Origin of the sequence: Aeromonas sp. 1805 (assembly GCF_013085525.1) — a bacterium.
Taxonomy (GTDB): domain Bacteria; phylum Pseudomonadota; class Gammaproteobacteria; order Enterobacterales; family Aeromonadaceae; genus Aeromonas; species Aeromonas hydrophila.
In genome coordinates, this window is sequence record NZ_CP038515.1 from 807,688 (window position 1) to 833,516 (window position 25,829).

General features: G+C 61.2%; 30 protein-coding genes. 14 read left to right on the forward strand and 16 right to left on the reverse strand.

Translation table 11 applies throughout. The features are described 5' to 3' along the window. The first annotated feature begins 76 nt into the window (after positions 1 to 76). Positions 77 to 742, forward strand: coding sequence for a CatB-related O-acetyltransferase (locus E5E96_RS03755; RefSeq protein WP_171281588.1), 666 nt, complete (start codon positions 77 to 79; stop codon positions 740 to 742). 51 nt (positions 743 to 793) lie between these two features. Here E5E96_RS03755 and E5E96_RS03760 read toward each other — a convergent pair whose 3' ends face one another. Then, positions 794 to 1,501 (reverse strand): ParB-like protein, encoded by a 708-nt coding sequence (locus tag E5E96_RS03760; protein WP_011707381.1) that lies wholly within the window; start codon positions 1,499 to 1,501, stop codon positions 794 to 796. Positions 1,502 to 1,673: 172 nt separating this feature from the next. Between E5E96_RS03760 and E5E96_RS03765 the strand changes: the two genes are divergently transcribed. Beyond that, a complete protein-coding gene (locus tag E5E96_RS03765; RefSeq protein ID WP_139388236.1) occupies positions 1,674 to 3,278 on the forward strand; it encodes an ABC transporter substrate-binding protein in 1,605 nt (534 codons plus the stop codon). Positions 3,279 to 3,390: 112 nt separating this feature from the next. Beyond that, positions 3,391 to 3,702: a hypothetical protein gene (locus E5E96_RS03770; RefSeq protein WP_024945836.1), complete on the forward strand. Its 312-nt coding sequence runs from the start codon at positions 3,391 to 3,393 to the stop codon at positions 3,700 to 3,702. Positions 3,703 to 3,756: 54 nt separating this feature from the next. Here the strand turns inward: E5E96_RS03770 and E5E96_RS03775 are convergent, their stop codons facing one another. Genes E5E96_RS03775 through E5E96_RS03795 form a run of 5 tightly spaced genes read right to left on the reverse strand, consistent with a single transcriptional unit; the run spans position 3,757 to position 6,670 of the window. Continuing rightward, positions 3,757 to 4,176 (reverse strand): DUF4426 domain-containing protein, encoded by a 420-nt coding sequence (locus E5E96_RS03775; RefSeq protein WP_011707384.1) that lies wholly within the window; start codon positions 4,174 to 4,176, stop codon positions 3,757 to 3,759. A gap of 18 nt (positions 4,177 to 4,194) precedes the next feature. Then, positions 4,195 to 4,494 carry a DUF167 family protein YggU gene (gene yggU / locus E5E96_RS03780; protein WP_011707385.1) on the reverse strand — a complete coding sequence of 100 codons (300 nt, stop codon included), beginning with the start codon at positions 4,492 to 4,494 and terminating at the stop codon, positions 4,195 to 4,197. Further along, on the reverse strand, positions 4,494 to 5,045 hold the full coding sequence (locus tag E5E96_RS03785) for a YggT family protein (RefSeq protein WP_016351969.1): 552 nt from the start codon (positions 5,043 to 5,045) through the stop codon (positions 4,494 to 4,496). The genes yggU and E5E96_RS03785 overlap by 1 nt, the downstream gene beginning before the upstream one ends. A 40-nt stretch (positions 5,046 to 5,085) precedes the next feature. After that, a complete protein-coding gene (gene proC / locus E5E96_RS03790; protein ID WP_171281589.1) occupies positions 5,086 to 5,910 on the reverse strand; it encodes a pyrroline-5-carboxylate reductase in 825 nt (274 codons plus the stop codon). A gap of 58 nt (positions 5,911 to 5,968) precedes the next feature. Next, a complete protein-coding gene (locus E5E96_RS03795; RefSeq protein ID WP_029304817.1) occupies positions 5,969 to 6,670 on the reverse strand; it encodes a YggS family pyridoxal phosphate-dependent enzyme in 702 nt (233 codons plus the stop codon). Between the two features lie 39 nt (positions 6,671 to 6,709). Between E5E96_RS03795 and tapT the strand changes: the two genes are divergently transcribed. From tapT to yaaA, 3 genes are read left to right on the forward strand one after another with little or no spacing between them, the layout of a single operon-like run. Next, entirely contained in the window at positions 6,710 to 7,744 is a 1,035-nt protein-coding gene (gene tapT / locus E5E96_RS03800) for a type IVa pilus ATPase TapT (protein WP_011707389.1), read from the forward strand. A 28-nt stretch (positions 7,745 to 7,772) separates the two neighbouring features. Next, entirely contained in the window at positions 7,773 to 8,882 is a 1,110-nt protein-coding gene (gene tapU / locus E5E96_RS03805) for a type IVa pilus ATPase TapU (RefSeq protein WP_017411211.1), read from the forward strand. Positions 8,883 to 8,913: 31 nt separating this feature from the next. Next, a complete protein-coding gene (gene yaaA / locus E5E96_RS03810) occupies positions 8,914 to 9,687 on the forward strand; it encodes a peroxide stress protein YaaA (RefSeq protein ID WP_049045842.1) in 774 nt (257 codons plus the stop codon). A gap of 176 nt (positions 9,688 to 9,863) precedes the next feature. Here the strand turns inward: yaaA and srmB are convergent, their stop codons facing one another. Further along, positions 9,864 to 11,087: an ATP-dependent RNA helicase SrmB gene (gene srmB / locus E5E96_RS03815; RefSeq protein ID WP_016351974.1), complete on the reverse strand. Its 1,224-nt coding sequence runs from the start codon at positions 11,085 to 11,087 to the stop codon at positions 9,864 to 9,866. Between the two features lie 128 nt (positions 11,088 to 11,215). Between srmB and E5E96_RS03820 the strand changes: the two genes are divergently transcribed. The 3 genes from E5E96_RS03820 (at position 11,216) to brnQ (E5E96_RS03830) (ending at position 15,095) form a co-directional block, all read left to right on the forward strand. Beyond that, positions 11,216 to 11,926: a tRNA1(Val) (adenine(37)-N6)-methyltransferase gene (locus E5E96_RS03820; RefSeq protein WP_171281590.1), complete on the forward strand. Its 711-nt coding sequence runs from the start codon at positions 11,216 to 11,218 to the stop codon at positions 11,924 to 11,926. Positions 11,927 to 12,117: 191 nt separating this feature from the next. Beyond that, positions 12,118 to 13,425 carry a branched-chain amino acid transport system II carrier protein gene (gene brnQ / locus E5E96_RS03825; protein ID WP_011707394.1) on the forward strand — a complete coding sequence of 436 codons (1,308 nt, stop codon included), beginning with the start codon at positions 12,118 to 12,120 and terminating at the stop codon, positions 13,423 to 13,425. Positions 13,426 to 13,817: 392 nt separating this feature from the next. Further along, on the forward strand, positions 13,818 to 15,095 hold the full coding sequence (brnQ, locus tag E5E96_RS03830; RefSeq protein WP_253264703.1) for a branched-chain amino acid transport system II carrier protein: 1,278 nt from the start codon (positions 13,818 to 13,820) through the stop codon (positions 15,093 to 15,095). Positions 15,096 to 15,165: 70 nt separating this feature from the next. Here brnQ (E5E96_RS03830) and E5E96_RS03835 read toward each other — a convergent pair whose 3' ends face one another. From E5E96_RS03835 to zur, 3 genes are read right to left on the reverse strand one after another with little or no spacing between them, the layout of a single operon-like run. Next, entirely contained in the window at positions 15,166 to 15,396 is a 231-nt protein-coding gene (locus E5E96_RS03835) for a hypothetical protein (RefSeq protein ID WP_029302182.1), read from the reverse strand. A 4-nt stretch (positions 15,397 to 15,400) separates the two neighbouring features. Next, positions 15,401 to 15,862 carry a chemotaxis protein CheX gene (locus E5E96_RS03840; protein ID WP_016351979.1) on the reverse strand — a complete coding sequence of 154 codons (462 nt, stop codon included), beginning with the start codon at positions 15,860 to 15,862 and terminating at the stop codon, positions 15,401 to 15,403. Beyond that, complete coding sequence (gene zur, locus E5E96_RS03845) at positions 15,852 to 16,310, reverse strand: zinc uptake transcriptional repressor Zur (RefSeq protein WP_011707398.1); 459 nt, start codon at positions 16,308 to 16,310, stop codon at positions 15,852 to 15,854. Before zur ends, E5E96_RS03840 begins: the two co-directional genes overlap by 11 nt. A gap of 138 nt (positions 16,311 to 16,448) precedes the next feature. On the opposite strand from zur, the gene dusA reads away from it, so the two are divergent. Together dusA and E5E96_RS03855 are read left to right on the forward strand one after the other, a co-directional pair. Next, positions 16,449 to 17,435, forward strand: a complete 987-nt coding sequence (gene dusA, locus E5E96_RS03850) for a tRNA dihydrouridine(20/20a) synthase DusA (RefSeq protein ID WP_011707399.1) — start codon at positions 16,449 to 16,451, stop codon at positions 17,433 to 17,435. 2 nt (positions 17,436 to 17,437) lie between these two features. Further along, the gene (locus E5E96_RS03855) at positions 17,438 to 17,587 is read left to right on the forward strand and encodes a hypothetical protein (protein ID WP_011707400.1); all 150 of its coding nucleotides are present in this window, start codon (positions 17,438 to 17,440) and stop codon (positions 17,585 to 17,587) included. A 74-nt stretch (positions 17,588 to 17,661) separates the two neighbouring features. On the opposite strand, the gene E5E96_RS03860 is transcribed toward E5E96_RS03855, so the two are convergent. From E5E96_RS03860 to E5E96_RS03870, 3 genes are all read right to left on the reverse strand, one after another. Further along, entirely contained in the window at positions 17,662 to 18,087 is a 426-nt protein-coding gene (locus E5E96_RS03860; RefSeq protein WP_171281592.1) for a hypothetical protein, read from the reverse strand. A gap of 101 nt (positions 18,088 to 18,188) precedes the next feature. Beyond that, the gene (gene hupA / locus E5E96_RS03865; RefSeq protein ID WP_005305063.1) at positions 18,189 to 18,461 is read right to left on the reverse strand and encodes a nucleoid-associated protein HU-alpha; all 273 of its coding nucleotides are present in this window, start codon (positions 18,459 to 18,461) and stop codon (positions 18,189 to 18,191) included. Positions 18,462 to 18,519: 58 nt separating this feature from the next. Then, positions 18,520 to 18,705: a hypothetical protein gene (locus E5E96_RS03870; protein WP_130631666.1), complete on the reverse strand. Its 186-nt coding sequence runs from the start codon at positions 18,703 to 18,705 to the stop codon at positions 18,520 to 18,522. Between the two features lie 97 nt (positions 18,706 to 18,802). On the opposite strand from E5E96_RS03870, the gene E5E96_RS03875 reads away from it, so the two are divergent. Continuing rightward, positions 18,803 to 19,285, forward strand: a complete 483-nt coding sequence (locus E5E96_RS03875) for an Rsd/AlgQ family anti-sigma factor (RefSeq protein ID WP_011707403.1) — start codon at positions 18,803 to 18,805, stop codon at positions 19,283 to 19,285. A 101-nt stretch (positions 19,286 to 19,386) separates the two neighbouring features. Then, positions 19,387 to 19,767: a PilZ domain-containing protein gene (locus tag E5E96_RS03880; RefSeq protein ID WP_011707404.1), complete on the forward strand. Its 381-nt coding sequence runs from the start codon at positions 19,387 to 19,389 to the stop codon at positions 19,765 to 19,767. A gap of 71 nt (positions 19,768 to 19,838) precedes the next feature. Here the strand turns inward: E5E96_RS03880 and radA are convergent, their stop codons facing one another. Beyond that, positions 19,839 to 21,203 (reverse strand): DNA repair protein RadA, encoded by a 1,365-nt coding sequence (gene radA / locus E5E96_RS03885; protein WP_060390695.1) that lies wholly within the window; start codon positions 21,201 to 21,203, stop codon positions 19,839 to 19,841. A 100-nt stretch (positions 21,204 to 21,303) separates the two neighbouring features. Between radA and E5E96_RS03890 the strand changes: the two genes are divergently transcribed. Next, on the forward strand, positions 21,304 to 23,682 hold the full coding sequence (locus E5E96_RS03890) for a PilZ domain-containing protein (protein ID WP_171281593.1): 2,379 nt from the start codon (positions 21,304 to 21,306) through the stop codon (positions 23,680 to 23,682). A gap of 127 nt (positions 23,683 to 23,809) precedes the next feature. On the opposite strand, the gene E5E96_RS03895 is transcribed toward E5E96_RS03890, so the two are convergent. Beyond that, on the reverse strand, positions 23,810 to 24,715 hold the full coding sequence (locus E5E96_RS03895) for an alpha/beta fold hydrolase (RefSeq protein ID WP_029304809.1): 906 nt from the start codon (positions 24,713 to 24,715) through the stop codon (positions 23,810 to 23,812). A 49-nt stretch (positions 24,716 to 24,764) separates the two neighbouring features. Next, positions 24,765 to 25,775 carry a phosphoserine phosphatase SerB gene (gene serB / locus E5E96_RS03900; protein ID WP_171281594.1) on the reverse strand — a complete coding sequence of 337 codons (1,011 nt, stop codon included), beginning with the start codon at positions 25,773 to 25,775 and terminating at the stop codon, positions 24,765 to 24,767. Between the last annotated feature and the right edge of the window lie 54 nt (positions 25,776 to 25,829).

The following is a 25,829-nucleotide window of genomic DNA, read 5'->3' on the forward strand; positions in this document are numbered from 1 at the left end:
CCCCGCCTGCTGGTCTGGATCTATTAGCTGCGCTCCTCGCGTCATCCACCCTATCCATTTGAACGAGGAGACAATCATGAAACCCTGCCAACACTGGTCGCAGGTCGAGTACCTGCACCTGACGGTGAGCAACCCCAACATCCACCTGAAAGGGCGCCACAGCTATTACTCCGGCGCCTGGGATGGCCCGTTTGAAGAGGCCGCCGTACGCTATCTGCACGGCGACCGTTTCAGCCGCAGCCCAGAGACCGGCTGGGAGCCGCTCTGGCACATCGATCAGCTTCATATCGGCGACTATGTGCAAATAGCCGCCGGGGTGAAGATCCTGATGGGCGGCAACCACACCCACAATGCCGACTTCATCAGCACCTATCCGTTTGCCGATCTCGATGCCCTCCAGCGCAGCTATCGCCCTGCCGGCGACACCCGCATCGGCAACGACGTCTGGATCGGCATGGACGCCATGATCATGCCGGGGGTCACCGTCGGCGACGGCGCCATCATAGCGGCGCGCGCCCTGGTCAATCAGGATGTGCCGCCCTATGCCATGGTGGCCGGCACGCCGGCCAAGGTGATCAGGATGCGCTTTGCTGAGGAGGAGATCGCCCGCTTGCAGGCGCTGGCCTGGTGGGAATGGCCGGATGCCCAGGTGCAGGCCTTGCTGCCGCTGATCCAGCAAGGCGAAGTGGCCATGCTGGAACAGGCCGCCGCGCACTGGCAGCAGGCCCGGCAGCCATCATGACGAAGCGGGGGGCATAGGCCCCCCGCAGTTGTTTTGGCAGCGACTATCTGCTCAGTTGCCGCTGCGCGACTGATTGACCCGGCACTGCTTGCCCGGATAACCGGGCAGATCCGCCGCCTTGCTGCTGCATGCCAGCCGCTTGGCCTGATAGAGGCGATCCGCCAGGTTGGCACTGTCGACCGGCAACCAGTCCATCTGCTGGCCGAGCCAGCTGGCCCAGGCAAACTCGACGAAGTAGACCTGCTCCCGCTTGTCGAAATAGCCCGCATCCTGCAGCAGCCCGGCCACCGTCCGGTAGGGGTAATCCGGCAGTTCGCCGATGTGGGCCGGCAGTTGCTGCGGCGTCAGTGCACCGCCCTTTTCATCCTTGAGCCAGGCCCAGTGGTTGCACTGCATCTGGCTCCAGAAGTTCTCCTTGTCCTGCAACCTGGCGATCACCTTGACCCGTACCTGCTTCACGCCAGACTGCCATAGCGCCTTGGTCAGATGGTGCCTGTCCACCAGCCAGTAACCGCCATCGGGCGCAATGACGATGGGGATCTCTTTCTTTTTCATCAGCTTGTCGAGCTGTTTTGCACTCTTGCCCGCCAGCTCGGCCTGGGTGTTGTCGACCTGGATCTGGCCCACGCCGCCCTGGGTCGGATGCAGCTGATCTATGTTCACCTCGCACCAGCTACCAACCTGGCTCTCGCGCTCACACGGCGCCAGCGCCCAGGCCCCCTGACTGATGGCCAGGGCCAACAGGATCCATGTTCTCATTGCTCACTCCTCTGCCCGAATGGCGGGTCAAATAAGATGCCGGGGAGTCCCCTCATCCAAGGGACTCATACTGGCGGTCTGACCAGCAAACGGGATATCATGATTTCCCGTCTGTCGGCGATCACTTCTCGCCGAGTTTTCACCCCGCTTCACACTATTTGAAGGATCAATCATGAAAGGATGGAGTCCCCTGCTGGCCCTGCTGGGCTGTGCCTGTGTCCAGGCTGCCGATGTTCCACCCGGCACCCAGCTCGCCGCCGAACAGGCCGTCGTGCGTCATCTGAAAGACGAGCCGGCGAGCCTGAGCCCGCTCAAGCTGGTCGGCCTGCCCGAGTTGCAGGTACTGCGGGATCTCTACGAGGGGCTGCTGACCCAGGGACCGGACGGCAAGGTGCAGCCCGGGGTGGCCGCCAGCTGGGACAACCAGGGCAATCAGCGCTTCACCTTCCATCTGCGACCGGACGCCCGCTGGTCCAACGGCGATCCCGTGCAGGCCGCCGACTTCGTCTACGGCTGGCGCAAACTGGTCGATCCCAAAGAGGCCGCCACCTTTACCTGGTTCGCCCAGCTGGCCCGCTTCGACAAGGTGGATGACATCGTGGCCGGCAAGCTGCCCCCCGCTGAGCTCGGGGTGAAGGCCCTCGATGAACATACCCTGCAGGTGACCCTCTCCCAGCCCGTGCCCTACTTCCTGAGCCTGCTGACCCACCCCAGCCTGTCGCCGCTGCATCGCGCCAGCATGGAGCAATACGGCAACCAGTGGACCCAGCCCGGCAAGCTGGTCGGCAACGGCGCCTTCGTGCTGAGTCAGCGGGTGGTGAACGAGAAGCTGGAGCTGACTCCCAACCCCTACTACTGGGATCGCGCCCATACCGTGCTGACCAAGGTCACCTTCGTGCCCATCAACCAGGAGAGCGCGGCCACCAACCGCTACCTGGCCGGCGACCTGCACATCACCGAATCCTTCCCCAAGGAGCAGTATCACAAGCTGATGCAGCAGATCCCGGGTGAGGTCTATACCCCGGATCAACTCGGCACCTACTACTACGCATTCAATACCCAGCGTGCCCCCCTCAACGACGTGCGGGTGCGCAAGGCGCTCTCCTACACCATCGACCGTGGCCTCATCGCCAGCAAGATCCTGGGCACCGGAGAAAAACCGGCCTATCACTTCACCCCGGACGTGGTCGCCGGCTTCGAGCCCAAGGCCAACCTGCTCTCCAGCAGCAGTCAGCAGGTGCTGGACGACAAGGCCAGAGCCCTGCTCAAGGAGGCGGGCTATGGCCCGGCCAACCCGCTCAAGCTGACCCTGCTCTACAACACGGCCGAGGTACACAAGAAGATGGCGCTGGCCATCGCCAACCTGTGGAAACAGAAGCTGGGGGCCCGGGTCGAGCTCACCAATCAGGAGTGGAAAACCTATCTCGACAGCCGCCAGAGTGGCCAGTTCGAGGTGATCCGCTCCTCCTGGGTGGCCGACTACAACGACCCGTCTGCCTTCCTCGGCCTGTGGGGCTCCCACCACAGCGGCAACATGGCCCGCTTCGCCAACGTCGGCTACGATGCCCTGCTGGCCCAGGCAGCCAACAGCCAGGATCCCCGTGAACGAGCCCGCCTGTTCGATGAGGCCGAAACCATACTGCAGGACGAGGCGCCTATCGCCCCCATCTATCAGTACACCAACGCCCGGCTGATCAAGCCCTGGCTCAAAGGCTATCCCATCAACAATCCGGAAGACGTGGCCTACAGCCGCCAGCTCTACCTCGTCAAACACTGACCCTGTGGGGGCCGGCCATGCCGGCCCCCTCTCTTCCCCTGTTCATGCTCAAGTTTTCGGCATAGAATGCCGCCCTTTCAGACAACCACTCCCCTCAGTCACCGATGTTGTTATGCGCTATTTATTGATGATCGCCCTGCTGGCGGCCCTGCCCGTCCAGGCGGCCAGCGAGGCACAGTGCCGCCAGGCCTTCACCGAGTGGATGCTGGCCCAGCACAAGCAGTTCAGCGACCGCAAGGCCAGCAAGATGGAGCGGCGCAGCGCGGAGCGGGCCATCGATCAGGTGCGCAGCGAGTTCTCGAAGCGGGAGAGCTTCTGTCAGGCCATGGAGTGGGTGGAACACAACCGGGATCAGGATCCCCGCTTCACCCCGCGGATCGGGGAGATCCACGACTTCACCCCGCCCACCGACTCGCCATCATGAAAAAAGCCCCGAACCTGCGTTCGGGGCTTTTTCTGGGCATGACAGGTACCAATATCAGTCGACGTAGAAGGTCTGCTGGAAGGTCAGCGTCTGCTGCTGCCCCTCTCCCATGATCTTCAGGGTGAACTGGTAGGTATCCTCGTTGCGATAGGGCAGCACCGCCAGATAGTAGATGGCATCCCCCTCTTTGACCTCCTGGAAGCTCAGGTTGCGGATGGTGCCGGTGAGGTTCTTGGCCTCGCCGCTGATCCCCACCGCCTGGGCGACCCCCTGCTTGTTCTGCACAGCGATGTTGACGATGCCGTTGTAGCGGCTGCGCTCCAGGCCATAGGCCTTGGCTACCTCGGGGGTGAGGAAGCTGGAGTTGAAGGCACTGTAGTGCACCTGCCAGGGGCCCAGCTCCTTCATCTGTTCGGCCCGCAGGGGCAAGGTCAGCAGCAATGCCAGCAGGCAGCTTATCCAGGCTGTTTTCATGGTGTCATCCTTCTCGTGTTAACCCTGATTGTCCAGCAGGGCACTGACCTCGGCGGGGATCTGTCTGGGCGCCTCGATGGCGACCGTCTTGTGCCGTCCCAGCTCCCCCCGCACGATGCGAACCTGCCCCTTGGCCACCTTGAACTGCTTGGCCAGATACTTGATCAAGTGGCTGTTGGCCTGGCCATCCACCGGCGGCGCCGTGATGGCCACTTTCAACTCTTCTCCATGCAATCCGACGATCTGATCCCGACTCGCCTTGGGCTGGATCATCAGATGCATTATCAGCTCATCCCCTTCCCGCAGGACGGCTGCCATCAAATCATCCACCACAGCTGGCCGAACAGATCACCCAACAGATAGTTTATGGCCTGCAGCCCGATAAAGGCGACCAGCACGGAGAGATCCAGCCCGCCCAGTGCCGGCAGAATGCGGCGGATGGGGGCCAGGAAGGGCTCGGTCAGCTGGTGCATCACGTACTCGATGGGGTTGCGACCCTGACTGACCCAGCTCAGGATGGCGCGGATCAGCAGCACCCAGAAGATCATGGAGCCGGCCTTCTTCAGCACAGTCAGCCCGGCAAACAGGCTGAGGGTGAGCCAGTCGGCCAGCAGCACGTTCATGCTCTTGAGCAGCGCCAGCTTGGCAAAGGCGATGATGATGGCCAGCAGCACAGAGGCCATGTCCAGCCCGCCAAACCCGGGAATGACCCGGCGCAGCGGCACCACCAGCGGATTGGTCAGCTTGACCACCATCTGGCTCATGGGGTTGTAGAAATCTGCGCGGGCCCACTGCAGCCAGACGCGCAACAGCACCACCATGAGATAGAGGTCAAAAATCGTGTTAATCAGAAAGTAAGCAGTGTTCATCTGGGCTCCAGGTTGAGACAGAGAGTAAGAGAAATCGGGTTCAGAACAGGGTTTCCATTTCGCCGGCCCGGGCAACGGCCGCCTGCATGGCGTGTGCCGTCAGCGGCATCAGCCCCTGCTGCTGGAAAGTCTTGATCGCCTCGGCGGTGGTGCCGCCCTTGCTGGTCACCTGCTCGCGCAGGGTCTGCAGCGACAGCTCGGGATTCTGCTCGACCATGGCGGCCGCACCAAGGGCGGTCTGCTGCACCAGCAGGCGAGCCTGCTCGGGGGAGAAGCCCATGGCCTCAGCCTCCTCGGCGATGGCCTGCATGAACAGGAAGAAGTAGGCAGGTGCACTGCCGGCCGCGGCGATGACGCCGTTGATGGCGGACTCCTGCTCTACCCAGAGGGTTTTGCCCACCGCCTGCATCATCTGCTCGGCCAGCGCGCGGTCAGCCTGCTCGATACCGGGCGGGGCGTACAGCCCGGTCATCCCCAGCCCCAGCAGAGAGGGGGTGTTCGGCATGGTGCGGATGATCCGGCCGTGGCCGCCCGCCATCTCGGCCAGCCGCGCCACCTTGATGCCGGCGGCGATGGAGATGAGCAGCTTGCCCTCCAGCGTACCCAGCTGTGCCACCAGCGCGCTCAGCATGGCCGCCATCAGCTGCGGCTTGACCGCCAGCACGATCACCTCCGCCGCCCGGGCTGCCTCGGCGTTGTCCTGGGTGATGCGGATGCCGTAGTCGTTGGCCAGCGCATCCAGCTTGGGCCGACTGGGGTTGGCGGCGATGATCCGGCCGGCCGGATAGCCCGCCTGAACCAGACCGGCAATGATACTGCGGCTCATGTTGCCCGCCCCGATAAAGGCGAGGATTCTATGCTGCATCAAACGCTCCTGTTACCTGAAAAAAGCACGGCCCGATGCATCGCATCCCAGGCCTTGCTCATGAATAGTCGCGGGCACCGAAGATAGCGGTACCGACCCGTACCATGGTGCTGCCGTGGCCGATCGCCAGTTCGAGATCCTCGGTCATCCCCATCGAGAGGGTGTCGACGCCCGGGTATTGTTGCGCAAGCTCGGTGAACAGAGTCTGCATGCGCACCATCTGGGCGGCCAGCACCGCCTCGTCGCTGGTGTGCTCCGGAATCGCCATCAGACCGCGCAGCCGCAGCCGTTCACAGCGGGAGACCAGTTCAGCCAGGCGGAAAATCTCTTGCTCCGACGTTCCGGATTTGCTGCTCTCTCCGCTAATATTGATTTGCAGACAGACATTTAGCGGCGCGAGCCCGCTCGGGCGCTGGTTGTTCAGGCGTTCGATCAGCTTCTCTCTGTCCACGCTCTGCACCCAGTCGAAGCGCTCGGCCACCAGCTTGGATTTGTTCGATTGCAGCGGGCCGATAAAGTGCCACTCTATGTCTGCACAGGCCCCTTGCTCACGCAGGGTATCTATCTTGGTCGCCGCTTCCTGGGCGTAGGATTCGCCAAAGCGGCGCTGACCGGCGGCATAGGCCTCGCAAACGGCCTCCAGCGGTTTGGTCTTGCTGACCGCCAGCAGCTGGATGTGATCGCGGCTTCGGCCCGCGCGACTGGCGGCTTGTACAATACGTTCCTTGACCTGAAGCAGGTGCTCGGCAATCTGGTTCATGTTTCGTTAGTGATCTTGTGATGGGAGAATGACAAATCTATGGATATCACAGAGTTATTGGCTTTCAGTGTAAAACATAAAGCCTCGGATCTACACCTCTCGGCCGGGGTTCCCCCGATGATCAGGGTTGATGGCGAGGTTCGCAAGATCAATTTGCCCGCCCTGGAACACCGGGAAGTGCACGCCCTCATCTACGACATAATGAACGACCACCAGCGCAAGGAACTGGAAGAGAACTTCGAGGTGGACTTCTCGTTCGAGGTGCCGAACCTGGCCCGCTTCCGGGTCAACGCCTTCCAGCAAGCGCGCGGCTCCGGCGCGGTATTTCGGACCATCCCCAGCACTGTGCTGAGCCTCGAAGATCTGGACGCGCCGGAGATCTTTCGCAAGATTGCCGAATACCCGCGCGGCCTGGTGCTGGTGACCGGCCCGACCGGCTCGGGTAAATCCACCACCCTGGCGGCCATGGTCAACTACATCAACGAGAACTTTCATCACCACATCCTCACCATCGAGGATCCCATCGAATTCGTGCACGAGAACAAGCGCTGTCTGGTGAACCAGCGGGAAGTACACCGCGATACCAAGAGCTTCAGCAACGCCCTGCGCTCGGCGCTGCGGGAAGATCCGGACATCATCCTGGTAGGCGAGATGCGCGATCTGGAAACCATTCGTCTGGCCATGACCGCGGCCGAGACCGGCCACCTGGTGTTCGGCACCCTGCACACCTCGTCGGCGGCCAAGACCATCGACCGGATCATCGACGTCTTCCCCGGTGCGGAAAAAGACATGGTGCGCTCCATGCTCTCCGAGTCGCTGCGGGCGGTCATCTCCCAGACCCTGCTCAAGCGCATCGGCGGCGGCCGGGTGGCGGCCCACGAGATCATGATGGGCATTCCCGCCGTGCGTAACCTCATCCGGGAAGACAAGATTGCCCAGCTCTACTCGGTGATACAGACCGGGATGACCCACGGCATGCAGACCATGGATCAGAGCCTCAAGCAGCTGGTGAGCCGCGGCGTAGTGGCGGCGCTGGATGCCAAGGCCAAGGCGGTCGATCCCAACACCATCTAACCACGACGAATCTAGGGAAGGAGTCGTTATGAATCTGGATGCCCTGCTGACCGAGCTGGTCGCCCGCAAAGGCTCGGATCTGTTCATCACGGTCGGCACGCCGCCGACCCTCAAGGTCAACGGCCACCTGCAGTCACTGGCAGAAGCCCCCCTCGACAAGGCAAGGGCGCTGGCGCTGGTCAAGGAGACCCTGAGCCAGGAGCACTTCGAGCGCTATCTGCATACCAAGGAGGCCAACTACGCCATCCACCGCGAGGAACTTGGCCGCTTTCGGGTCAGCGCCTTCTGGCAGCAGGAGCTGCCGGGCATGGTGCTGCGCCGTATCGAGACCCGCATCCCCACCTTCGACGAGCTGGCGCTGCCCCCCATCCTGCAGGAGATCGCCCTGGCCAAGCGCGGGCTGGTGCTGTTCGTCGGAGCCACCGGCGCCGGCAAATCCACCACCCAGGCGGCCATGATCGGCTATCGCAACCAGCATGTGGACGGCCACATCCTGACGGTGGAAGATCCGGTGGAGTTCGTGCATCAGCACGGCCGTAGCCTGATCACCCAGCGCGAGGTGGGTATAGACACAGCGTCATTCGACGTGGCGCTGAAGAGTTCGCTGCGCCAGGCCCCTGACGTGATCCTGATCGGTGAAATCCGCAGCCAGGAGACCATGGAGTTTGCCCTGCAGTTTGCCGAGACCGGCCACCTCTGTCTCGCCACCCTGCACGCCAACAATGCCAATCAGGCGCTGGACCGCATCCTGCACCTGGTCCCTCAGGAGAAACATCGCCAGTTCTTGTTCGATCTCTCCTTCAACCTGCGTGCCATCGTGGCCCAGCAACTACTGCCCAGCCTGGACGGACGCCGCCGCTGTGCGGCCTTCGAGGTGCTGCTCAACACCCCGCTCATCACCGATATCGTCCGCAAGGGGGAGATGCACCGGCTCAAGGAGGTGATGACCAAGTCCACCGAGCTCGGCATGCAGACCTTCGATCAGGCGTTGTTCGCCCTGTTCTGTGCCGGCCAAATTGGCTACAGTGAGGCCCTTGCCCATGCCGACTCGGCCAACGACCTGCGACTGCTGATCAAGCTGTCGGGGCGCGAGCAGCTGGGTGCAGGCACTCTCGACAACGTCACCCTGGATGAATGAGGGGCGTACGTCACCGCTATAAAGGATCGTTATGCTGATTGTGGTTTCCCCGGCCAAGACGCTGGACTACGAGTCGCCGCTGGTGACTTCCCGTTTCACCCAACCCGAGCTGCTGGACCACTCCGCCGAGCTGATCGGCCGGGCCCGCCAGCTGAGCCCGGACCAGATCGCCAGCCTGATGAAGATCAGCGACAAGCTGGCCGGCCTCAATGCCGCCCGCTTTGCCGACTGGCAACCCGACTTCAGCCCGGCCAACGCCCGCCAGGCGCTGCTGGCCTTCAAGGGGGATGTCTACACGGGGCTGGCGGTGGAGGATTTCAGCGAGGCTGATCTCGACTTCGCCCAAGCGCACCTGCGCATGCTCTCCGGCCTCTACGGGGTGCTGCGCCCGCTCGATCTGATGATGCCCTACCGGCTGGAGATGGGGATCCGCCTCGACAACGCGCGTGGCAAGGATCTCTACCAGTTCTGGGGCGACATCATCACCGCCCACCTGAACAAGGCACTGGCTGCTCAGGGAGACGAGGTGTTGATCAACCTGGCTTCCGACGAGTACTTCAAGTCGGTACGTCCCAAGGCCCTGCAGGGGCGCATCATCACGCCGGTGTTCAAGGACGAGAAGAACGGCCAGTTCAAGATCATCAGTTTCTACGCCAAGAAGGCGCGCGGCATGATGGCCCGTCACATCATCAAACACCGACTCACCAAGGTAGAGCAGTTGACCGGGTTCAACGCCGATGGCTACTACTTCGTACCGGAAGAGTCCGACGCCCATACCCTGATGTTCAAACGCGCTGAAAATTAATTACGACCCGAGGGAACCAAATTCAGGATCCCCAAGTCTGAATAGGTGAATCCTCTGTTGTAAGCACTTTTTATTGGCCGACGTTTATACGTCGGCTTTTTTCTTTTCTGGCCCCCGCCGAGTGGGCAGCAGATAGCACAACGGCCATCCGGGGATGGCCGTTGTGGCGGGCAGGCTTACTTCTTTTTCTTCTTGGCCGACTTCTTCTTGTCGTCCTTCGGCTTTTTCTTCTTCACCGGCACCCGCGCCTCTTTATGTTTGGGGCGCAGTTCGTCGATCACCCGGCGCTTGAGACGCTCTTCGGTGTAGCGCTCGATCTTGGCGACCATCGCCATGTCGTGGGCTTCCACCAGGCTGATGGCGCAACCACGGTTGCCGGCACGGCCGGTGCGGCCGATCCGGTGGACATAGACATCGGCGCCGTAGGGCATGTCGTAGTTGATGACATGGCTGACGTTGGGCAGGTCGATGCCGCGGGCGGCCACATCGGTGGCGATGAGGAAGGGCACTTCCCCTTCATGGAACTTGCGGATCGACTCGATGCGCTTGCTCTGCTCCATCTCGCCGCGGATCCAGGCGCAGGAGACGCCAGCCGCCTGCAGCTGACCGGACAGCTCCGCCAGCCTCTCACGGGTCTTGACGAAGATGATGGCTTTCTGGGTCTCGGGATCTTTCAGGATATGCACCAGCAGGGCCAGCTTGTGAGCGGCATCGTCGGCCAGGTGCACCCACTGGGTGATGGGGCGACGTTCGCTGCGGGGCGGCTCGGCGTGCAACTCCACCGGCTCCTTCAGGATATCGTTGGCGAACTTCTCAAGGCCGGCCCCTTCCAGGGTGGCGGAGAAGAGCATGGTGTGCTTGCGATAACGCGCCTCTTCCACGATGCGGTTCACATCCTTGATGAAGCCCATGTCCAGCATGCGGTCCGCTTCGTCCAGCACCAGTACCTCGATGTCGTGGCTCTCGAACTCCTCTTTCTCGATGTACTCGAGCAGACGACCCGGGGTGGCCACCACGATATCGGTGGTTTTGGTCAGGGCCGGCAGTTGCTCTTCATGGCTGACGCCGCCGATGATGGTCTCGATGCTGAGATTGGTGTGAGCCGCCAGCGCCTTGGCGTGGGCGGTGACCTGCAGCGCCAGCTCACGGGTCGGGGTCAGCACCAGCATGCGGCACGGGCCCGGCTTGCGGCGCGGGAAGTCCAGCAGGTGCTGCAGGGCGGGCAGCAGGAAGGCGGCGGTCTTGCCGGTACCGGTCGGGGCGGATGCCAGAATATCGCGGCCGTCCAGGGCTGGCTCCAGCACCATCTGCTGAATGGTGGTGGGGCGGGTGAAACCCATCTCGGCCAAGGCCCGGTTGAGGGCTGGATTCAGGTCGAAATCATCAAAGGACTGGCTCATGGCAATACTCGGTCATTAAGGAAACGGCAGATTATAGGCGATTATGTCGTCGGCTCCTATGGCGACTGTGGCTTAGTCGCTATAATCGCCGACCATTTTCTGCGGCGCTGGCACAGGACGGGAGTCGGATGGGACGAAACAGCGGTTTTACCTTCAAACAATTTCACGTCGCGCACGATCGCTGCGCCATGAAAGTCGGCACCGATGGCATCCTGCTCGGCGCCTGGGCACCTGTCGCCAACACATGCCGGGTGCTCGACATTGGCAGCGGCAGCGGCCTCATCGCCCTGATGCTGGCCCAGCGCAGCCCTGCCGACTGCCGCATCGATGCGGTAGAGCTGGATAGCAATGCAGCCCGGCAGGCTCGCGAGAATGCGGCAGCCTCCCCCTGGCATGAGCGGGTCACCGTCATCGAGAGTGCCATTCAAACCTATCAGGCTGACCCTTACGATCTCATCGTCTCCAACCCACCCTACTTCGTGGCGGGCCAGTCATTTCGCGATCCGGCCAGGGCCTTGGCACGTCATACCGGCGGCCTCGACAGCCGGGATCTGCTGGCCGCCTGTGACCGACTCTTGGCCCCCAACGGCGAGGTTGCGCTGGTCGTACCAACGGCCATGGCCGATGAAATTTTATGCATCTCGGCGGATTATGATCTGCACGCCGTTTGTTATACAGCTGTTATCACCAGAGTTGGAAAAGAGGCAAATCGTGTTTTATTGCGACTTGGCAGAGGATTAAACAAGTGTGAGCAGGGTGAAATTGTGATCCATTCTGCTGATGGAACCTATTCCGACAGATACATCCAACTAACCAGTCCCTTCTATTTGAAGATGTAAATTTCGTCTTGAACTATTTTTTCACGCCATTATGCTGACTCCTAAACGAGCGCCCGCTCAAGACCAGCTCAAACCACTGGTTGTGATGAAAAAACAAGCGGGGCTCCTTTTTTTTACCCCTGAACAATATCGGTCACTGACCAATAAAAAACTATAACAAGCAATAGTTTACAAGACAGACGAGGTTGAACTTGACGAAATCACTCACATTGTCCGACGTGCTCGGATTGGGCTTCATGACCTTCGCCTTCTATCTGGGCGCCGGCAACATCATCTTCCCACCGCTGGCCGGTTACATGGCAGGTGAGCACCTCTCTCTCGCCATGCTGGGTTTCCTGGTCACTGCCGTCGGTCTGCCCCTCATCACCATCATCGCCGTCGCCAAGGCAGGCAATGGCTGGGCCGGCATGACCAAGCTGCTGCCGGCCGGCGTGGCCACCGCACTGGCCGTCGCCATCTACATCATCATCGGTCCGGCCTTCGCCGCCCCCCGTACCGGGCTGGTAGCTTACGAAATGGGCCTCAAGCCTTTCATCGGTGACATGGGTCAGGCCGGTCTGGCGGCCTACACTGTGCTGTTTTTCGGCGTGGCCATCCTGGTCTCCATGAATCAGGGCAAGCTGATGGATGCCATCGGCAAATACCTGACCCCGGTGCTGATGCTGTTGCTGCTGACCCTGGCCATCGGTGTGTTCGTCGCCCCGCAAGGTGATATGCCGGCCTCTTCCGGTGACTATCAGAACGGCCCCTTCGTGAAAGGGATCCTGGAAGGCTACAACACCATGGACACCCTGGCGTCCCTGATGTTCGGCGCCCTGATCGTCGACCTGCTGCGTCAGAAAGGCATTCATGACTACCAGAGCCAGTTCAAGTACCTGGCCATTGCCGGCATCATCTCCGCCATCGGTCTGTCCGTGGTCTACGTCTCCCTGTTCCAGCTGGGCAACACCGCAGCCGGTGTCGCCACCGACATCAGCAACGGCGGCGCCATCGTCAACGCCTACGTGTTGAGCCTGTTCGGGCAGCCGGGTCAGTTCATCCTGGCCGCCATCATCACCCTGGCCTGTTTCACCACCGCCGTGGGCCTGATCTCCGCCTGCTCCGACTTCTTCCACAACTTGACCGGCATGAGCTACAAGAAGCTGGTGGTATTGCTGGGGGTCATCTGCGCCGTGGTCGCCAACGTGGGCCTGAGCCAGCTCATCAGCCTCTCCATCCCGGTGCTGGTCGCCATCTACCCGGTTGCCGTGGCACTGGTGCTGGTCACCTTCCTGAAGGGTTACTTCGGTCGTCCGCGCCTGGTGTTCCGCGCCGTGCTGATGGTTGCCTTCCTGTTCGGCTGCCTGGACGGTCTGGGCGCCGCCGGCATGAAGATGGATGCATTTGCCTTCCTGCCGCTGTTCGACAAAGGCCTGGCCTGGCTGCTGCCGACCCTGCTGGCCTGTGGCCTCGGCATGGCGGTTCGCTCCGGCGAGAAACTGGCCGCCGAAGCCGCCTGATTTCACTCCCGTCCGTATTAAAGAGCCTGCCTTGCGCAGGCTCTTTTGTTTGTCTGCCCACAGCCTTTCAGCACCAGTTACCCCTTTCCTGCGGCCAGCCCCTGCCGCCATGCCGACCTCTTTCACTGCTGCCAACCGCTGGCTAATCGGTGATTTATTCTGGCCAATTAAATTGTTTCAAGATATTAATGTGTGATTGAGATCAAATTTCTCTTCTTTATGCTCAGAAGAGTGCTCCTTTATCGATGTGCTCATCGTGGAGGAGAGGGAAGCATTGTTATCCGGTTATCTGCCAGGCAGTGGGTGCAATCAACAAGAACAAGCTGATAAGGCAGATGAGGTCAGGTTTGACAAAATCACTGAAGTTGTCCGACGTATTCGGACTGGGTTTTATGACGTTTGCTTTCTATCTGGGGGCAGGCAATATCATTTTTCCGCCGCTCGCCGGCTTTATGGCCGGTGAGCATCTAATGCCAGCCATGGTCGGCTTTCTGCTGACGGCGGTGGGTCTCCCTCTGCTGACGCTGGTCGCCGTTGCCAGAGGCAGCGCCGGACAAGGCAGCAGCGGCTGGACGGCAATGACCCGCTATCTGCCGACCTGGGCGGCCACGGCGCTGGCCATCGCCATCTACATCATCATGGGGCCGGCCTTTGCCACCCCCCGCACCGGGCTGGTGGCTTATGAAATGGGGCTCAAACCCTGGCTCGGCGAAGCCGGCCAACACGGGCTGCTGCTCTACAGCCTGCTCTTCTTCGCGCTGGTGATCCTGGTATCGCTGGATCGGGGAAGGCTGCTCGATGCGGTGGGCAAGTACATGACGCCTGTCTTGATGGTGATGTTGCTGATCCTGGCGGTCGGAGTCTTGGTTGACCCGCAAGGCACCCTGCCAGAGGCCAGCGGCGACTACACGGATACGCCGCTCATCAAGGGGATGCTGGAGGGGTACAACACCATGGATACCCTCGGCTCGCTGATGTTTGGTGCTCTCATCATCGGTCTACTGCAACGCAGGGGCATCGAGGACTACCCGAGCCAGTTCAAGTACCTGACCATCGCAGGCCTCATCTCGGCGGTTGGCCTCTCGGCGGTCTACATCTCCCTGTTCTACCTGGGCAACAGCGCGGCGGGCGTGGTGACCAACGTCGACAATGGCGGCGCCATCGTCAACGCCTATGTATTGAGCCTGTTCGGCCACTACGGCCAGTTGATCCTGGCCGCCATCATCACCCTGGCCTGCTTCACCAGCGCGGTCGGCCTGCTCTGCGCCAGCGCCGACTACTTCCACGGTCTGGCCGGCTGGACATACCGCAAGTGGGTACTGCTGATGGGATGCGTCTCCATCCTGGTGGCCAACGTCGGGCTGAGCCAGCTCATCAGCCTCTCCATCCCGGTGCTGGTCGCCATCTACCCGGTCGCCATCGCACTGGTGCTGGTGACCTTTGTACAGGGCTATTTTGGCCGGCCACAGCTGGCGTTTCGTGCCGTGCTGCTGGTGGCGTTTCTGTTCGGCTGTTTAGACGGGCTGGGAGCGGCCGGCATGCAGATGGATGCGTTCGCCTTCCTGCCGCTGTTCGACAAGGGGCTGGCCTGGTTGCTGCCCACCCTGCTGACCTGCTGCCTCGGCATGCTGCTGCGCCCCCGCGAAGATCTGGCCGCAGAAGCGGCCTGATCAACCGGGCGACCAACGACAAGAGGCCAGCATCAGCTGGCCTCTTGCATTGCATCTGTCACCCTGGCTGCTACAGCAGCGGGTCTACCGGCTTGGGTCTGCCTGCCAGACCATACCAATGGGTTTCCACCCGCCCGGCATGCCACTCAAAGGTGCCCCAGGGCTGATCTGCCTGCCAGCGCGGAAAGTTCACCACCACCCGGTTGTCTTCGTACTTGTAGAGCGAGGTGGTGATCTGGAGATCAGACAGGATGAGCAGTAGGGCCCAACCGATGAAGAACCATTTCAGCGCTTTCCACATAGGATTACTCGAAACAGATCTCGATGGTGGCACGACCGTAATCTGATTCGAACGGCATCATGATCTTGGTGCCGTCGGCACGATGGGTGATGGTGTGGTTGGGGCCGGAGACGATGATGGGAGTCGCCATGTCGAACTCATACCCCTTCTCCCCCAGCATGCGCTTGGCGCCGCCGGTCACCATGTTGGTGATCTCGCCCACCATGTCGGTCACTTCCTCATTGATGGTGGCTGGTGCCTCGCCCAGCATCCGACGCATGATCTCCAGCGCCAGCCCCTTCTCGAAGCTGATGGAGAGCGAGCCACGGGTCTGCGGGCCGACCATGCCGATGAGACCAGAGACATCGCCGCGTGCCAGCTCGTCCATCTTGCGTTTGGGTTTGCCCGGCTTGAGCTCGAGCTGTGCCATGGTGGAGAGCACATTGAGCAGGGAGAGCAGGAACGGGTTTACAAAATCAGCCTTCATGTTGACTTCCTACGGTGGGCGTACAGCGAGCACATTGGCCATGTGCCTCTATTGTCTTATTGGTAATAGTAAAGCCATGCAAGTGGGCTTGCTCGGAAAACGCGCCATCGATCGCCGAGTCATGCAACTCGACCACCTCGCCACACCGATCGCAGATGAGCAGTTGCATCGGGTGGGCATGATCGAAGTGACAGCAGAAAATGAAGGCGTTGAGCGACTCCACCTTGTGGGCAAAGCCCTGTTCGAGCAGAAAATCCAGCGCCCGATAAACGGTTGGCGGCTTGGCATGGGCCTCGGTCTGCTGCAACTGGGCCAACAGATCATAGGCGCTGATGGCATTGCCGTGGGCAGCCAGCAGCCTGAATACCTGACGCCGGGTAGGGGTGAAGCGGATCCCGCGTTGTTCGCAGAGTCGTTCGGCTCGTTGTAAAAGTTGGTCTTGATTCATGATCACGCAATTACCCTTTTTATTAGCCGGATACTATCACAGGGCCCCCTTTGACGCGGTGACAAAATTCATTTTCTGGGGCTGCCTCACGTTGTGGTAAAATCCGCCCCCTTTGTTTAGCCAACCCGGATGATTTTTATGCAGGCGCAGCGTTTTTCCATCGCCCCCATGCTGGACTGGACCGATCGGCATTGCCGTTATTTCCATCGTCTGATGACTCGCCAGACCTTGCTTTATACCGAGATGGTGACCACCGGCGCCATCATCCACGGCAAGGGCGATTATCTGGGTTACAGCGAGCAGGAGCACCCCATCTCCCTGCAGCTGGGTGGCAGCAATCCGGCCGATCTCGCACGCTGCGCCAAGCTGGCCGAGGAACGCGGCTATGACGAGGTGAACATCAACGTCGGCTGTCCCTCCGATCGAGTGCAAAACGGCCGCTTTGGCGCATGCCTGATGGGCGAACCCGCACTGGTGGCTGACTGCGTCAAAGCGATGCGCGATGTGGTCGATATCCCAGTGACGGTAAAGACCCGTATCGGTATCGACGATCAGGACTCCTACGAATTTCTGCAGGCCTTCATCGAACAGGTGCGCGATGCCGGTTGCGACACCTTCATCGTCCATGCCCGCAAGGCGTGGCTGAGCGGCCTGAGCCCCAAGGAAAACCGCGAGATCCCACCGCTCGATTATCCCCGTGTCTATCGGGTCAAGCAGGATTACCCGGATCTAACCATCGCCATCAACGGCGGCGTCACCTCCATGGAGCAGACCCTCGAACACCTGCAGCACCTGGATGGTGTCATGATGGGGCGCGAAGCCTATCAGAACCCCTACATTCTGGCGCAGGTGGACAATCTGGTATTCGGCCAGAACAATGCCGTGCCGAGCCGCCATGAGGTGGTGCGGATGATGCTGCCCTATATCGAGCAGGAGCTGGCCAAGGGCAACTATCTCTCCCACATGACCCGCCACATGCTGGGGCTGTTCCAGAACATGCAGGGAGCCCGCGCCTGGCGCCGCCATCTGAGTGAAAACGCCTGCAAGCCGGGAGCGGATATCCAGGTAGTGCTGGATGCAATGGCCAAGGTGCCGGAATTCGCCACCACGGAGGCGGCGGAGTAACCATGTACCGTTTCACCGGCTCCTGGCTGCACAAGGCCATCGTCCGGCTCTGCGCCGGCCTGCTCGCCATTCTTGGCATCAAACTCAGCGCCTTTTACTTCCTCGGCTTGCTCATCGTGCTGGGGCTGCATCGGGATCAGCTGCTCGGCTGAGTTCACCCCGCGTCGACCAATAAAAAACCGGCAACACCCAGTGTTGCCGGTTTTTTATTGTCTCTTCAGCCTCGCTAATCGCCTTTGTCCACGAACTGCAGCTCGGGCGCTCTGGACGTCAGCACATCGGCGCAATAATCCCAGGTCGAAATGCGGTAGTGCTGCAGATCCTCGTCCAGGTGCAGGCCGTCCGACTCCTGATGGAACCAGCTGGCAAACCGGGACGGGGTGATGAGCTGGATCTGCTCCTCGATGGCATGGCTATCCTTGCCCTCCGCCAGATCGCAATCTTCCATTACCCGCACCGCGTAGATATGGCGAAAATAGACCCGGTAAAGGATCTGCGGCGGCAGATCGATGCTGCGAGCCCTGCCCAGCATGATGGTGAGGGAGTCGCTCCAGATATCCTGATGAAGTTCGGCCACAACCAGGCCCGGGGGGAGTTGGCGGGACGGAGCCCAAGGTACGGCAACCTGCCGAATGGCATTTTTCTGTTCCATCATCCACCTCACTACGGCGCACGCCATATCTTGAGTGTATCTGAAACAATTTCCGCTGACGATGGCAATAAAAAACCCGGCTGGCGCCGGGTTTTTGGGGATTACTTGACGGCGTCTTTGAGCGCCTTGCCTGCCACAAAGGACGGCACATTCGCGGCTGCAATCTGGATCTCTTTACCAGTTTGCGGATTGCGACCGGTACGGCCAGCACGATGGTTCACCTTGAAGGTGCCAAAACCCACCAACTGCACAGCATCACCTTCTTTCAGGCTCTGGGTAATACCATTGATGATCTCTTCCAGAGCGACTTTGGCCTGAGCTTTGCTCAGATCTGCTTTGGCTGCAATTGCATCGACAAGTTGAGCTTTGTTCATAACATTTCCTTTATGATCGGGCATTTAGCACCGGGCCACTCTATTCAAAAAAAAACACTCAGGCAAAGGCTTTATCAGCCGGATTGGCTTGAATGCTGGGGTTTTCATCAAGATCTGCGGAAATAGTCACATATCTCGCCCCTTCGTGATCGTAATTGACGGGAAGAGGAGAGCAAATGATGGTGCCTTGTAACCAAAACGCCACCCGGTGTAACAATATCCCCATGCCCCTATTGACGGTCAACTGGATTTTCCCTAGTTATAGGAGGGTGTCGTCAGTCAATAAAAAGGCCGGAGGCCCGTCACGATAGCACTCCATGCCTATGCCCCACGGAGGGACTATGTTAACTGAACTGGAACAAACCAAACGCGCATTGGCAGGAAAGCACAGAGCTATCGACGACTGGCTGGATGCCAGGCAGGCATTGCTGGTCGAGTACATGCGGCTTGCCGGACTGACTCCCGCCCGCACCAAGCAGCGTTCGCTGCCCGGCCATGTGGAACTGCAAGGCTTCTGTGAACGCCTGGTCGACTATGTCAGCGCCGGACACTTCGAAATCTACAACCATGTGGTGACCGCCTTCGAACAGGCCAGCGGCGACAAGCTGGAACTGGCGAAACGCATCTATCCCCATATCCGGGCCTGCACCGAGTTCGCGCTGGAGTTCAACGACAAGTACAGCAATGCCGATGAGGCCCAGTTGCTGTTGCTGGATGAGGATCTGAACCAGCTGGGCCCCGTGCTGGAAGATCGTTTCAAACAGGAAGATCGGCTGATCAAGGCATTGCAGGTGGTGGAGTCGCTCAGCGCCCAGCAGGTTTGATATCCAATTTCGGAGCCAGTTCAAGATCCTGATGTGCAAGGTGCATTACACTCTATGTCATGACCTTTAGCTCCAATTCCTATTGCTGACAGGAGATGAGAATGTCCGAGCGTCGCCGTTTTTCACGGATCCTCTACTTGACCATGGCCGACCTCGTCCAGGGAGATAAGAAATGGCGGACCCAGCTGGTGGATATCTCCCTGCAGGGCGCCCTGTTGATCCGGCCCGATGACTGGGAAAGTCACGACAACAAAGAGTATTCACTCAGCTTCGTGCTGAGCGGCAGCGACATCGAGATCAAGATGCAGGTCATGTTGACCCATGAAGCCAGCAAGAAACTAGGGTTCTACTGCCATCACATCGACATCGACAGCGCCACCCACCTCAAGCGGATGATCGAGCTCAACGTCGGCGATGAAGACTTGCTGCACCGGGAGCTGGAACAGTTGTTGAGCGAACATCTCGAACACCCTCACCCCTGAGCAGTACATTCAATGTAAAAAGGAGCGCCGTTGCGCTCCTTTTTATTACCTGCCTGCGGCCACCATGCCGATTACAACGCCTCTAGGGCATCGGCCAGCTTCTTGACCGGCACCACTTCCATGCCTTCGATGGGATGCTTGGGCGCGTTGGCGTACGGCACTATGGCCCGGCGGAAGCCATGTTTGGCCGCCTCCTGCAACCGCTCCTGGCCGGAGGGCACGGGGCGGATCTCGCCAGACAGCCCCACTTCCCCGAACACCACCAGATCCTTGGGCAGGGATTGATCCCGGAAACTGGAGACCATGGAGAGCAGCAGAGCCAGATCCGCGCTGGTCTCTTCGACCTTGACCCCGCCGACCACGTTGATGAAGACATCCTGATCCGCCATCTGCAGGCCGCCGTGGCGATGCAGCACCGCCAGCAACATGGCGAGACGGTTGTGATCCATCCCCACCGCCACCCGGCGTGGGTTGGAGAGCTGGGAGTAATCCACCAGCGCCTGCAGTTCCACCAGCAGAGGACGAGTCCCTTCCCAGATCACCATCACCACCGACCCCGGCGCCTGCTCTTCACCGCGGCTGAGGAAGATGGCGGAGGGGTTGCTCACCTCCCGCATCCCCTGCCCGGTCATGGCAAAGACACCGAGCTCGTTGACCGCCCCGAAGCGGTTCTTGTGGGAGCGCAGGGTCCGGAAGCGGGAATCGTGACCGCCATCGAGCAGCACGGAGCAGTCGATGCAGTGCTCCAGCACCTTGGGGCCGGCCAGGGTGCCATCCTTGGTCACGTGGCCCACCATGAAGATGGCGACATGATTCTGCTTGGCATAGCGAGTCAGCAGGGCGGCGGCTTCCCGCACCTGAGACACGGAACCCGGCGCCGACTGCACATCCGCCACATGCATCACCTGGATGGAGTCGATGACCATGATCTGCGGTTGCTCCTGCTGGGCAATCAGGCAGATCTGCTCGACCGAGGTCTCCGACAGCATGCGCAGCTTGTCGGTCGGCAGGCCGAGGCGCGAGGCGCGCATCGCCACCTGCTGCAGCGACTCCTCGCCGGTGACATAGAGGGTCTTCATCCGCTCCGCCAGACCGCACATGGTCTGCAGCAGCAGGGTCGATTTGCCCGCCCCTGGGTTGCCACCGATCAAGATCGCCGAGCCCGGCACCACCCCGCCACCCAGAACCCGGTCCAACTCCTTGAAACCGGAAGAGAAACGGGGGATCTCGGTGGTGGCGATCTCCGCCAGCGTCTGCACCTGGCTGCCAACGGCGCCGGCATAACCGGTATAGCGGGCGCTCTTGCCCGGGGTCACCGAGCCTAGGCGCACCTCGCTGATGGTGTTCCACTCCTTGCACTCACTGCACTGGCCCTGCCAGCGTGTGAAGTCGGCGCCACATTCGGTACAAACATAGGCAGTTTTGTTTTTGGCCATGGATAACTCGGGGACAGGATGAATTCCTGCTTGATATACTTGTTTGCGACCGACAGATCAAACCCAGAATCGGAAAAGTGACTTTCCGTGGCAGGAACACATGGATTCAGAACAACAACAGCACCTTATTGAACAGCTCATCCCCCTGCTCAGAGAAAAGGATTTCGATGACATCTTCAATCGCCTGACCCAGGACGAAAACAGCAACAGCCGTTTTCTGATCAAGATGGAGATCAAGCGCAGATGCACCCCCTGCCGTCGCGTGATCGACATGCGGGACGAACTGGGTGACGAGTGTCTGGTCCATGAATCCGACGGGATCACCCACTTCATGCCGGCCGAGGCCATCGGTCTGTTCCAGTCACAGTGCTATCTCTACAAAGACGATTACACCCTGGGAGTCTATGAGGCACTGCAATACTGGCAGAAACACCACCATGGCAAGAGCGATGGCCCGCTGCAACCACCTGCCAGCCCGTTTCGCCAGTACGACGTCAACCCCATCGCCTTTGCCAGCTACTATGGCCGACGCCAGGAGCGGATGCACTTCAGCTCCCCCGTGCTCATCAAGTTTGCCGATGGCGACAAGCTGTTTGCCAAAAGCTCCGACCTCTCCCTCGGCGGGATCCGGGTCTCGGTGCCCTATCTGCCCAACTACCAGACCGGCGCCCAGGTCGAAGTGTTCTTCACCGGGCTGGAGCGGGATCATGCCAACCCGGTCCTGCACCATTCGGTCAGCTACCAGATCCTCGGGGAAGAGAGCAAGGAGGGCAAGTTCTGGCTCAGGCTGGTCAAAACCGGCGAACACCCCGGCTTCGACCAGTTCCTGAGCGAGTTCATCGAGAGCAACAAGAGCCGCTATCGGGTCAGCGTCGACTACCTGCTCTCCGCCGCCATCATCAAGGGGTATGAGCAGTTCTATCTGCCGCGCATGACCGGGATGCCGCTGTTTTTCGGTTCGGGCGACAGCCCCAGCCTCGAGATCGCCCTGCGCACCGAGAACAACCAGCACATCCTGGAATACTGGCGCGATGCCAAGAACCGCGACATGCTCGCCAGCCTGTTCTCCGCCACCCGCATGCAGGCCCTGCTGCCGGCGGCGGGGGAATTGAAAGAGACCCTGATCTACTGCTTCACCCACTCGGTACGCAGCCACCTCTATTTCTTCTCCGCCACCCGGGAAGAGCTGTTGCAGAGCGGGCTGATGTCGCTCTTCTTCCAGGTCGGCGCCCGGCGCCCCAGCTGGCGGGTCTACAAATTCAGCCTGGAGCGCTGTGACCTGCACGAGGCCGATCTGGCCAGCCAGCAGAGCAAGGAGAGCCCCCAGCTGCAAGACATGCTGCTGCAGGAGCGGCTCAAGCAGATAAGCTATGTCGGCCTGCTGCAGGATGTCGGCCTCGACAGTCAGCGGGAGGAGTTCCAGTACGATGCCACCGCGCAGCACAATGCCAACGAACTGCAACGTTTCGGCCACGACAGCAGTGCCGCCCCCTTCGAAATCGAGACGCTGCACTATGTCCAGCTGCGCAAGGAGGCCCGCTACATCCACAAGACGGCCGTGGCCATCAAGCACAATGGCCGGGCCTGGCTCGGCTGGACCCGCGACATCTCGGCCCACGGCATGCAGATCGAGCTGGAAGAGCCGTTCGAAGGGGTGAAGGACGACATCGTCACCATCGCCCTGCCGCGCCTGCAGGAGCTCTCCAAGAGCATGGATCTGCAGCGTCTGCCCTACCGCCTGGTCAGCATCAACCTGACCCGCACCGTGCTGCACCTGTGCATCGAGGGCGATCCGGAGCGCCACACCGGCCGCCAGTTCTTCAAGCTGCTGATCGAGAGCAACCAGAACAAGCTCAAAGCAGCCCAGGAGCAGCGCCGCTATCGCGGCATGGCGCGGGCGCTGCGCAACATCTACACCCACCACGTTTTCAGCACCCCGGTCTACATCAACAAGCTCAAGGGCGCCCCCAGGCCGGCCTCCATCGGTCATGCCCCCCAGGCGCGCAGCCTGTCGCGGCTGCTGAAGGCCTGTGCCGAGCAGGGCGACCAGGACAACCTCTATCCCCTGTTCCAGGGCGAATTGCTCAAACAGCTCATCATGAACCCGCTGCGGGCCATCGAGCGGGAGGATCAGCCTCAGGAGGAGGAGGTCTACATCGCCAGCCTGCAGACGGCGGCCGGCCTGCCCATCTTCACCAGCCGGCTCGCCAGCAGCTTCAAGAATGTGGCGGAAAAGCGCAGTTTCATCGAACAGGCGCTGCGCCAGGGAGAGTTCTACTCGGTGCTGGTGGGCATCTCCCGCACTGGCCGCCCCGACACCAACTTCATCGCCAACGAGCTGGACTACATCGCCAAGTTCGCCATTCACAAGGCCAAGAAGCTGGAAGAGGAGCTGTGGAGCGTGGTGGGGGTGGGTGAGCTGACCGATACCAGCCAGGCGACCCTGTTCCGGCTCGGCCTCACGGCCCCCGTCAATTGAGCAGGCCCCTGCAAAGCACGGCCCTCAACCTGGCGGGCAGGCAATAAAACCATGGCGGGCCTCTGGCCCGCCATGGTTCATTCATCCATCAGTACACCGAATAACCGGCTCCGCCAACCGGTCTTTGTCAGGCAGCCTGCGGGTTGAGCAACCATTCCAAGATCTGCGGGAAGTGATCTTCCTGCGCCTGCGGGGCGGTCAACATGTTGATATGGTCGTAATCGAGCCGGTTGCCGTTGTCCCGACCGAGGCGGGTATGGCGCGCGGCCGAGCCCATCTCGGCGCTGAAGCGGCGCACGTCGGTCGGGTGACCCAGCACCTTGTCCGCCTTGGCCGAGATCATCCAGAGCGGTGGCCAGTTGACCCTAGCGGCTGCCTCGTCATAGGCGAACCCGTCGCTGGGATCCTGCCAGGGGCCGCATTTGACCCAGGGGATGGTCTCCTGCAGGTAACGCAGCGGCTCGTCATCCGCCCCGATCTTCAGACTGCGCGCGGCCAGAAAGCCGTTGCGCCTGGCCAGCCAGGGGGCCAGCCGGTTCCAGATCAGATCCACTTTCAGCCAGCGCTCCGGATTTTGTACCGACACGCCGCGCTTGGTGCCAAAGAACACTAGGCTGGCCACCTGATCCGCCAACTCGGGGAAGCGCACCAGGGTCGACGCCATGATGACACCGCCCCAGGAGTGGGCCATCCAGTGCAGCTTGAAGCCGGCATGGCGGGCGGCAATCCAGCGGTGCAGGGCCGGCAAATCCTCGGTGATGAGCTCATGCTGGCCATGTTCGGCCTGCTCGGCGATGGCCGGCGTGCTCAGCCCCCGTCCCCGCAGGTCGGCCACATAGACCTGATAGCCATGGCGGGCCAGAAAGCAGGCCAGTCCCTTGCCCGATTCGGTGTAGAAGATGCGGCCGTTCTCGATGGCACCGTGCACCATCAGGATCGGCTCGCCATGTACCGCGACCCGCGGCTGAATGTGGCGCACATGCAGCCGATGTGCGCCGCAGGGAATAAACAGGGATTGCTGTAACAGTTCCATTTTGAGACTACGTCCTCCGTGACGTGAGGGGCTTGCCGAGGCGCCGGGACTAGCGGCGATCCCAGCGCTGCTGGCGGCAGGCCAGGGCGCCGAGCAGGCAGATCACCCCTTCCAGATCGTGGTGGTTGAGGGTGGCCGCCGCCTGCGCCCGCACCAGCGGCTTGGCGTGGATGGCGATGCCGAGCCCGGCCACCCCCATCATCTTGAGATCGTTGGCGCCATCGCCGACGGCCACGGTCTGGCCAGCGGCGATGCCGTACTCCTGAGCCAACTGCTGCAGCACCTCGGCCTTGACGGCGGCATCGACGATGCGCCCGCTCACCTTGCCGGTCAGCTGTTGCCCTTCCACCGCCAGCTCGTTGGCGAAGATGGCGTCCAGCCCCAGCTCCCGCTGCAACTGGCCGGCAAAACGGGTGAAGCCACCGGAGGCGATCGCCACCTTCCAACCAGCCTGCTTGAGGGTATCGACCATCAACTGCAGGCCCGGCATCCAGGGCATGTCGGCCGCCACCTGGTCGAGTAGGGAGACCGGCGCCCCTTCCAGCAGGGCGACCCTGGCCCGCAGGCTGTCGGCAAACTCCAGCTGGCCCTGCATGGCGGCCGCCGTGACCGCCGCCACCTGCTCACCGACCCCAGCCAACCGGGCAATCTCGTCGATGCACTCGATGCGGATGGCGGTGGAGTCCATGTCCATCACCAGCAGACCGGGCTCCGCCAGACTGGGCAGGGCCGACAGATGACACAGATCGATGTCCCACTCCTCCCCCTTGAGCGCTTGTACCAGAGCGGGTGAGAAGCGATCCGTGCCCAGCAGCAGCAGAGGCACCCCGGCCGGCATGGCGGGCGGATAGAGCCTGGCCTGCAACTCGTGCCGTGCCAGCAGCCCGGCCAGCCGCCCGAGATGATGGCCGGCCAGCGCGCGCCCGAACAGCACCAGCCAGCCGCCAGCCAGCGCACTGGCGGCAGGCAGCAACGCCTGCGGCGTCGCCTCCCACCAGGGGGCGCCGGACAGGCACTCGGGCCACTCTGAAATCTCTGCGGGCAATTGGGACAACAACATAGGGATAACGCCTTCCTTGGTGATCATGGGGTTAACAATGCTGGTCCAGAGTAG

Coding starts and splice junctions, on each gene's coding strand:
- E5E96_RS03755 (WP_171281588.1), top strand. CDS start 77: ATGAAACCCTGCCAACACTGGTCGCAGGTCGAGTACCTGCACCTGACG.
- E5E96_RS03760 (WP_011707381.1), bottom strand. CDS start 1,501: ATGAGAACATGGATCCTGTTGGCCCTGGCCATCAGTCAGGGGGCCTGG.
- E5E96_RS03765 (WP_139388236.1), top strand. CDS start 1,674: ATGAAAGGATGGAGTCCCCTGCTGGCCCTGCTGGGCTGTGCCTGTGTC.
- E5E96_RS03770 (WP_024945836.1), top strand. CDS start 3,391: ATGCGCTATTTATTGATGATCGCCCTGCTGGCGGCCCTGCCCGTCCAG.
- E5E96_RS03775 (WP_011707384.1), bottom strand. CDS start 4,176: ATGAAAACAGCCTGGATAAGCTGCCTGCTGGCATTGCTGCTGACCTTG.
- yggU (WP_011707385.1), bottom strand. CDS start 4,494: ATGGCAGCCGTCCTGCGGGAAGGGGATGAGCTGATAATGCATCTGATG.
- E5E96_RS03785 (WP_016351969.1), bottom strand. CDS start 5,045: ATGAACACTGCTTACTTTCTGATTAACACGATTTTTGACCTCTATCTC.
- proC (WP_171281589.1), bottom strand. CDS start 5,910: ATGCAGCATAGAATCCTCGCCTTTATCGGGGCGGGCAACATGAGCCGC.
- E5E96_RS03795 (WP_029304817.1), bottom strand. CDS start 6,670: ATGAACCAGATTGCCGAGCACCTGCTTCAGGTCAAGGAACGTATTGTA.
- tapT (WP_011707389.1), top strand. CDS start 6,710: ATGGATATCACAGAGTTATTGGCTTTCAGTGTAAAACATAAAGCCTCG.
- tapU (WP_017411211.1), top strand. CDS start 7,773: ATGAATCTGGATGCCCTGCTGACCGAGCTGGTCGCCCGCAAAGGCTCG.
- yaaA (WP_049045842.1), top strand. CDS start 8,914: ATGCTGATTGTGGTTTCCCCGGCCAAGACGCTGGACTACGAGTCGCCG.
- srmB (WP_016351974.1), bottom strand. CDS start 11,087: ATGAGCCAGTCCTTTGATGATTTCGACCTGAATCCAGCCCTCAACCGG.
- E5E96_RS03820 (WP_171281590.1), top strand. CDS start 11,216: ATGGGACGAAACAGCGGTTTTACCTTCAAACAATTTCACGTCGCGCAC.
- brnQ (WP_253264703.1), top strand. CDS start 13,818: ATGACGTTTGCTTTCTATCTGGGGGCAGGCAATATCATTTTTCCGCCG.
- E5E96_RS03835 (WP_029302182.1), bottom strand. CDS start 15,396: ATGTGGAAAGCGCTGAAATGGTTCTTCATCGGTTGGGCCCTACTGCTC.
- E5E96_RS03840 (WP_016351979.1), bottom strand. CDS start 15,862: ATGAAGGCTGATTTTGTAAACCCGTTCCTGCTCTCCCTGCTCAATGTG.
- zur (WP_011707398.1), bottom strand. CDS start 16,310: ATGAATCAAGACCAACTTTTACAACGAGCCGAACGACTCTGCGAACAA.
- dusA (WP_011707399.1), top strand. CDS start 16,449: ATGCAGGCGCAGCGTTTTTCCATCGCCCCCATGCTGGACTGGACCGAT.
- E5E96_RS03855 (WP_011707400.1), top strand. CDS start 17,438: ATGTACCGTTTCACCGGCTCCTGGCTGCACAAGGCCATCGTCCGGCTC.
- E5E96_RS03860 (WP_171281592.1), bottom strand. CDS start 18,087: ATGGAACAGAAAAATGCCATTCGGCAGGTTGCCGTACCTTGGGCTCCG.
- hupA (WP_005305063.1), bottom strand. CDS start 18,461: ATGAACAAAGCTCAACTTGTCGATGCAATTGCAGCCAAAGCAGATCTG.
- E5E96_RS03875 (WP_011707403.1), top strand. CDS start 18,803: ATGTTAACTGAACTGGAACAAACCAAACGCGCATTGGCAGGAAAGCAC.
- E5E96_RS03880 (WP_011707404.1), top strand. CDS start 19,387: ATGTCCGAGCGTCGCCGTTTTTCACGGATCCTCTACTTGACCATGGCC.
- radA (WP_060390695.1), bottom strand. CDS start 21,203: ATGGCCAAAAACAAAACTGCCTATGTTTGTACCGAATGTGGCGCCGAC.
- E5E96_RS03890 (WP_171281593.1), top strand. CDS start 21,304: ATGGATTCAGAACAACAACAGCACCTTATTGAACAGCTCATCCCCCTG.
- E5E96_RS03895 (WP_029304809.1), bottom strand. CDS start 24,715: ATGGAACTGTTACAGCAATCCCTGTTTATTCCCTGCGGCGCACATCGG.
- serB (WP_171281594.1), bottom strand. CDS start 25,775: ATGTTGTTGTCCCAATTGCCCGCAGAGATTTCAGAGTGGCCCGAGTGC.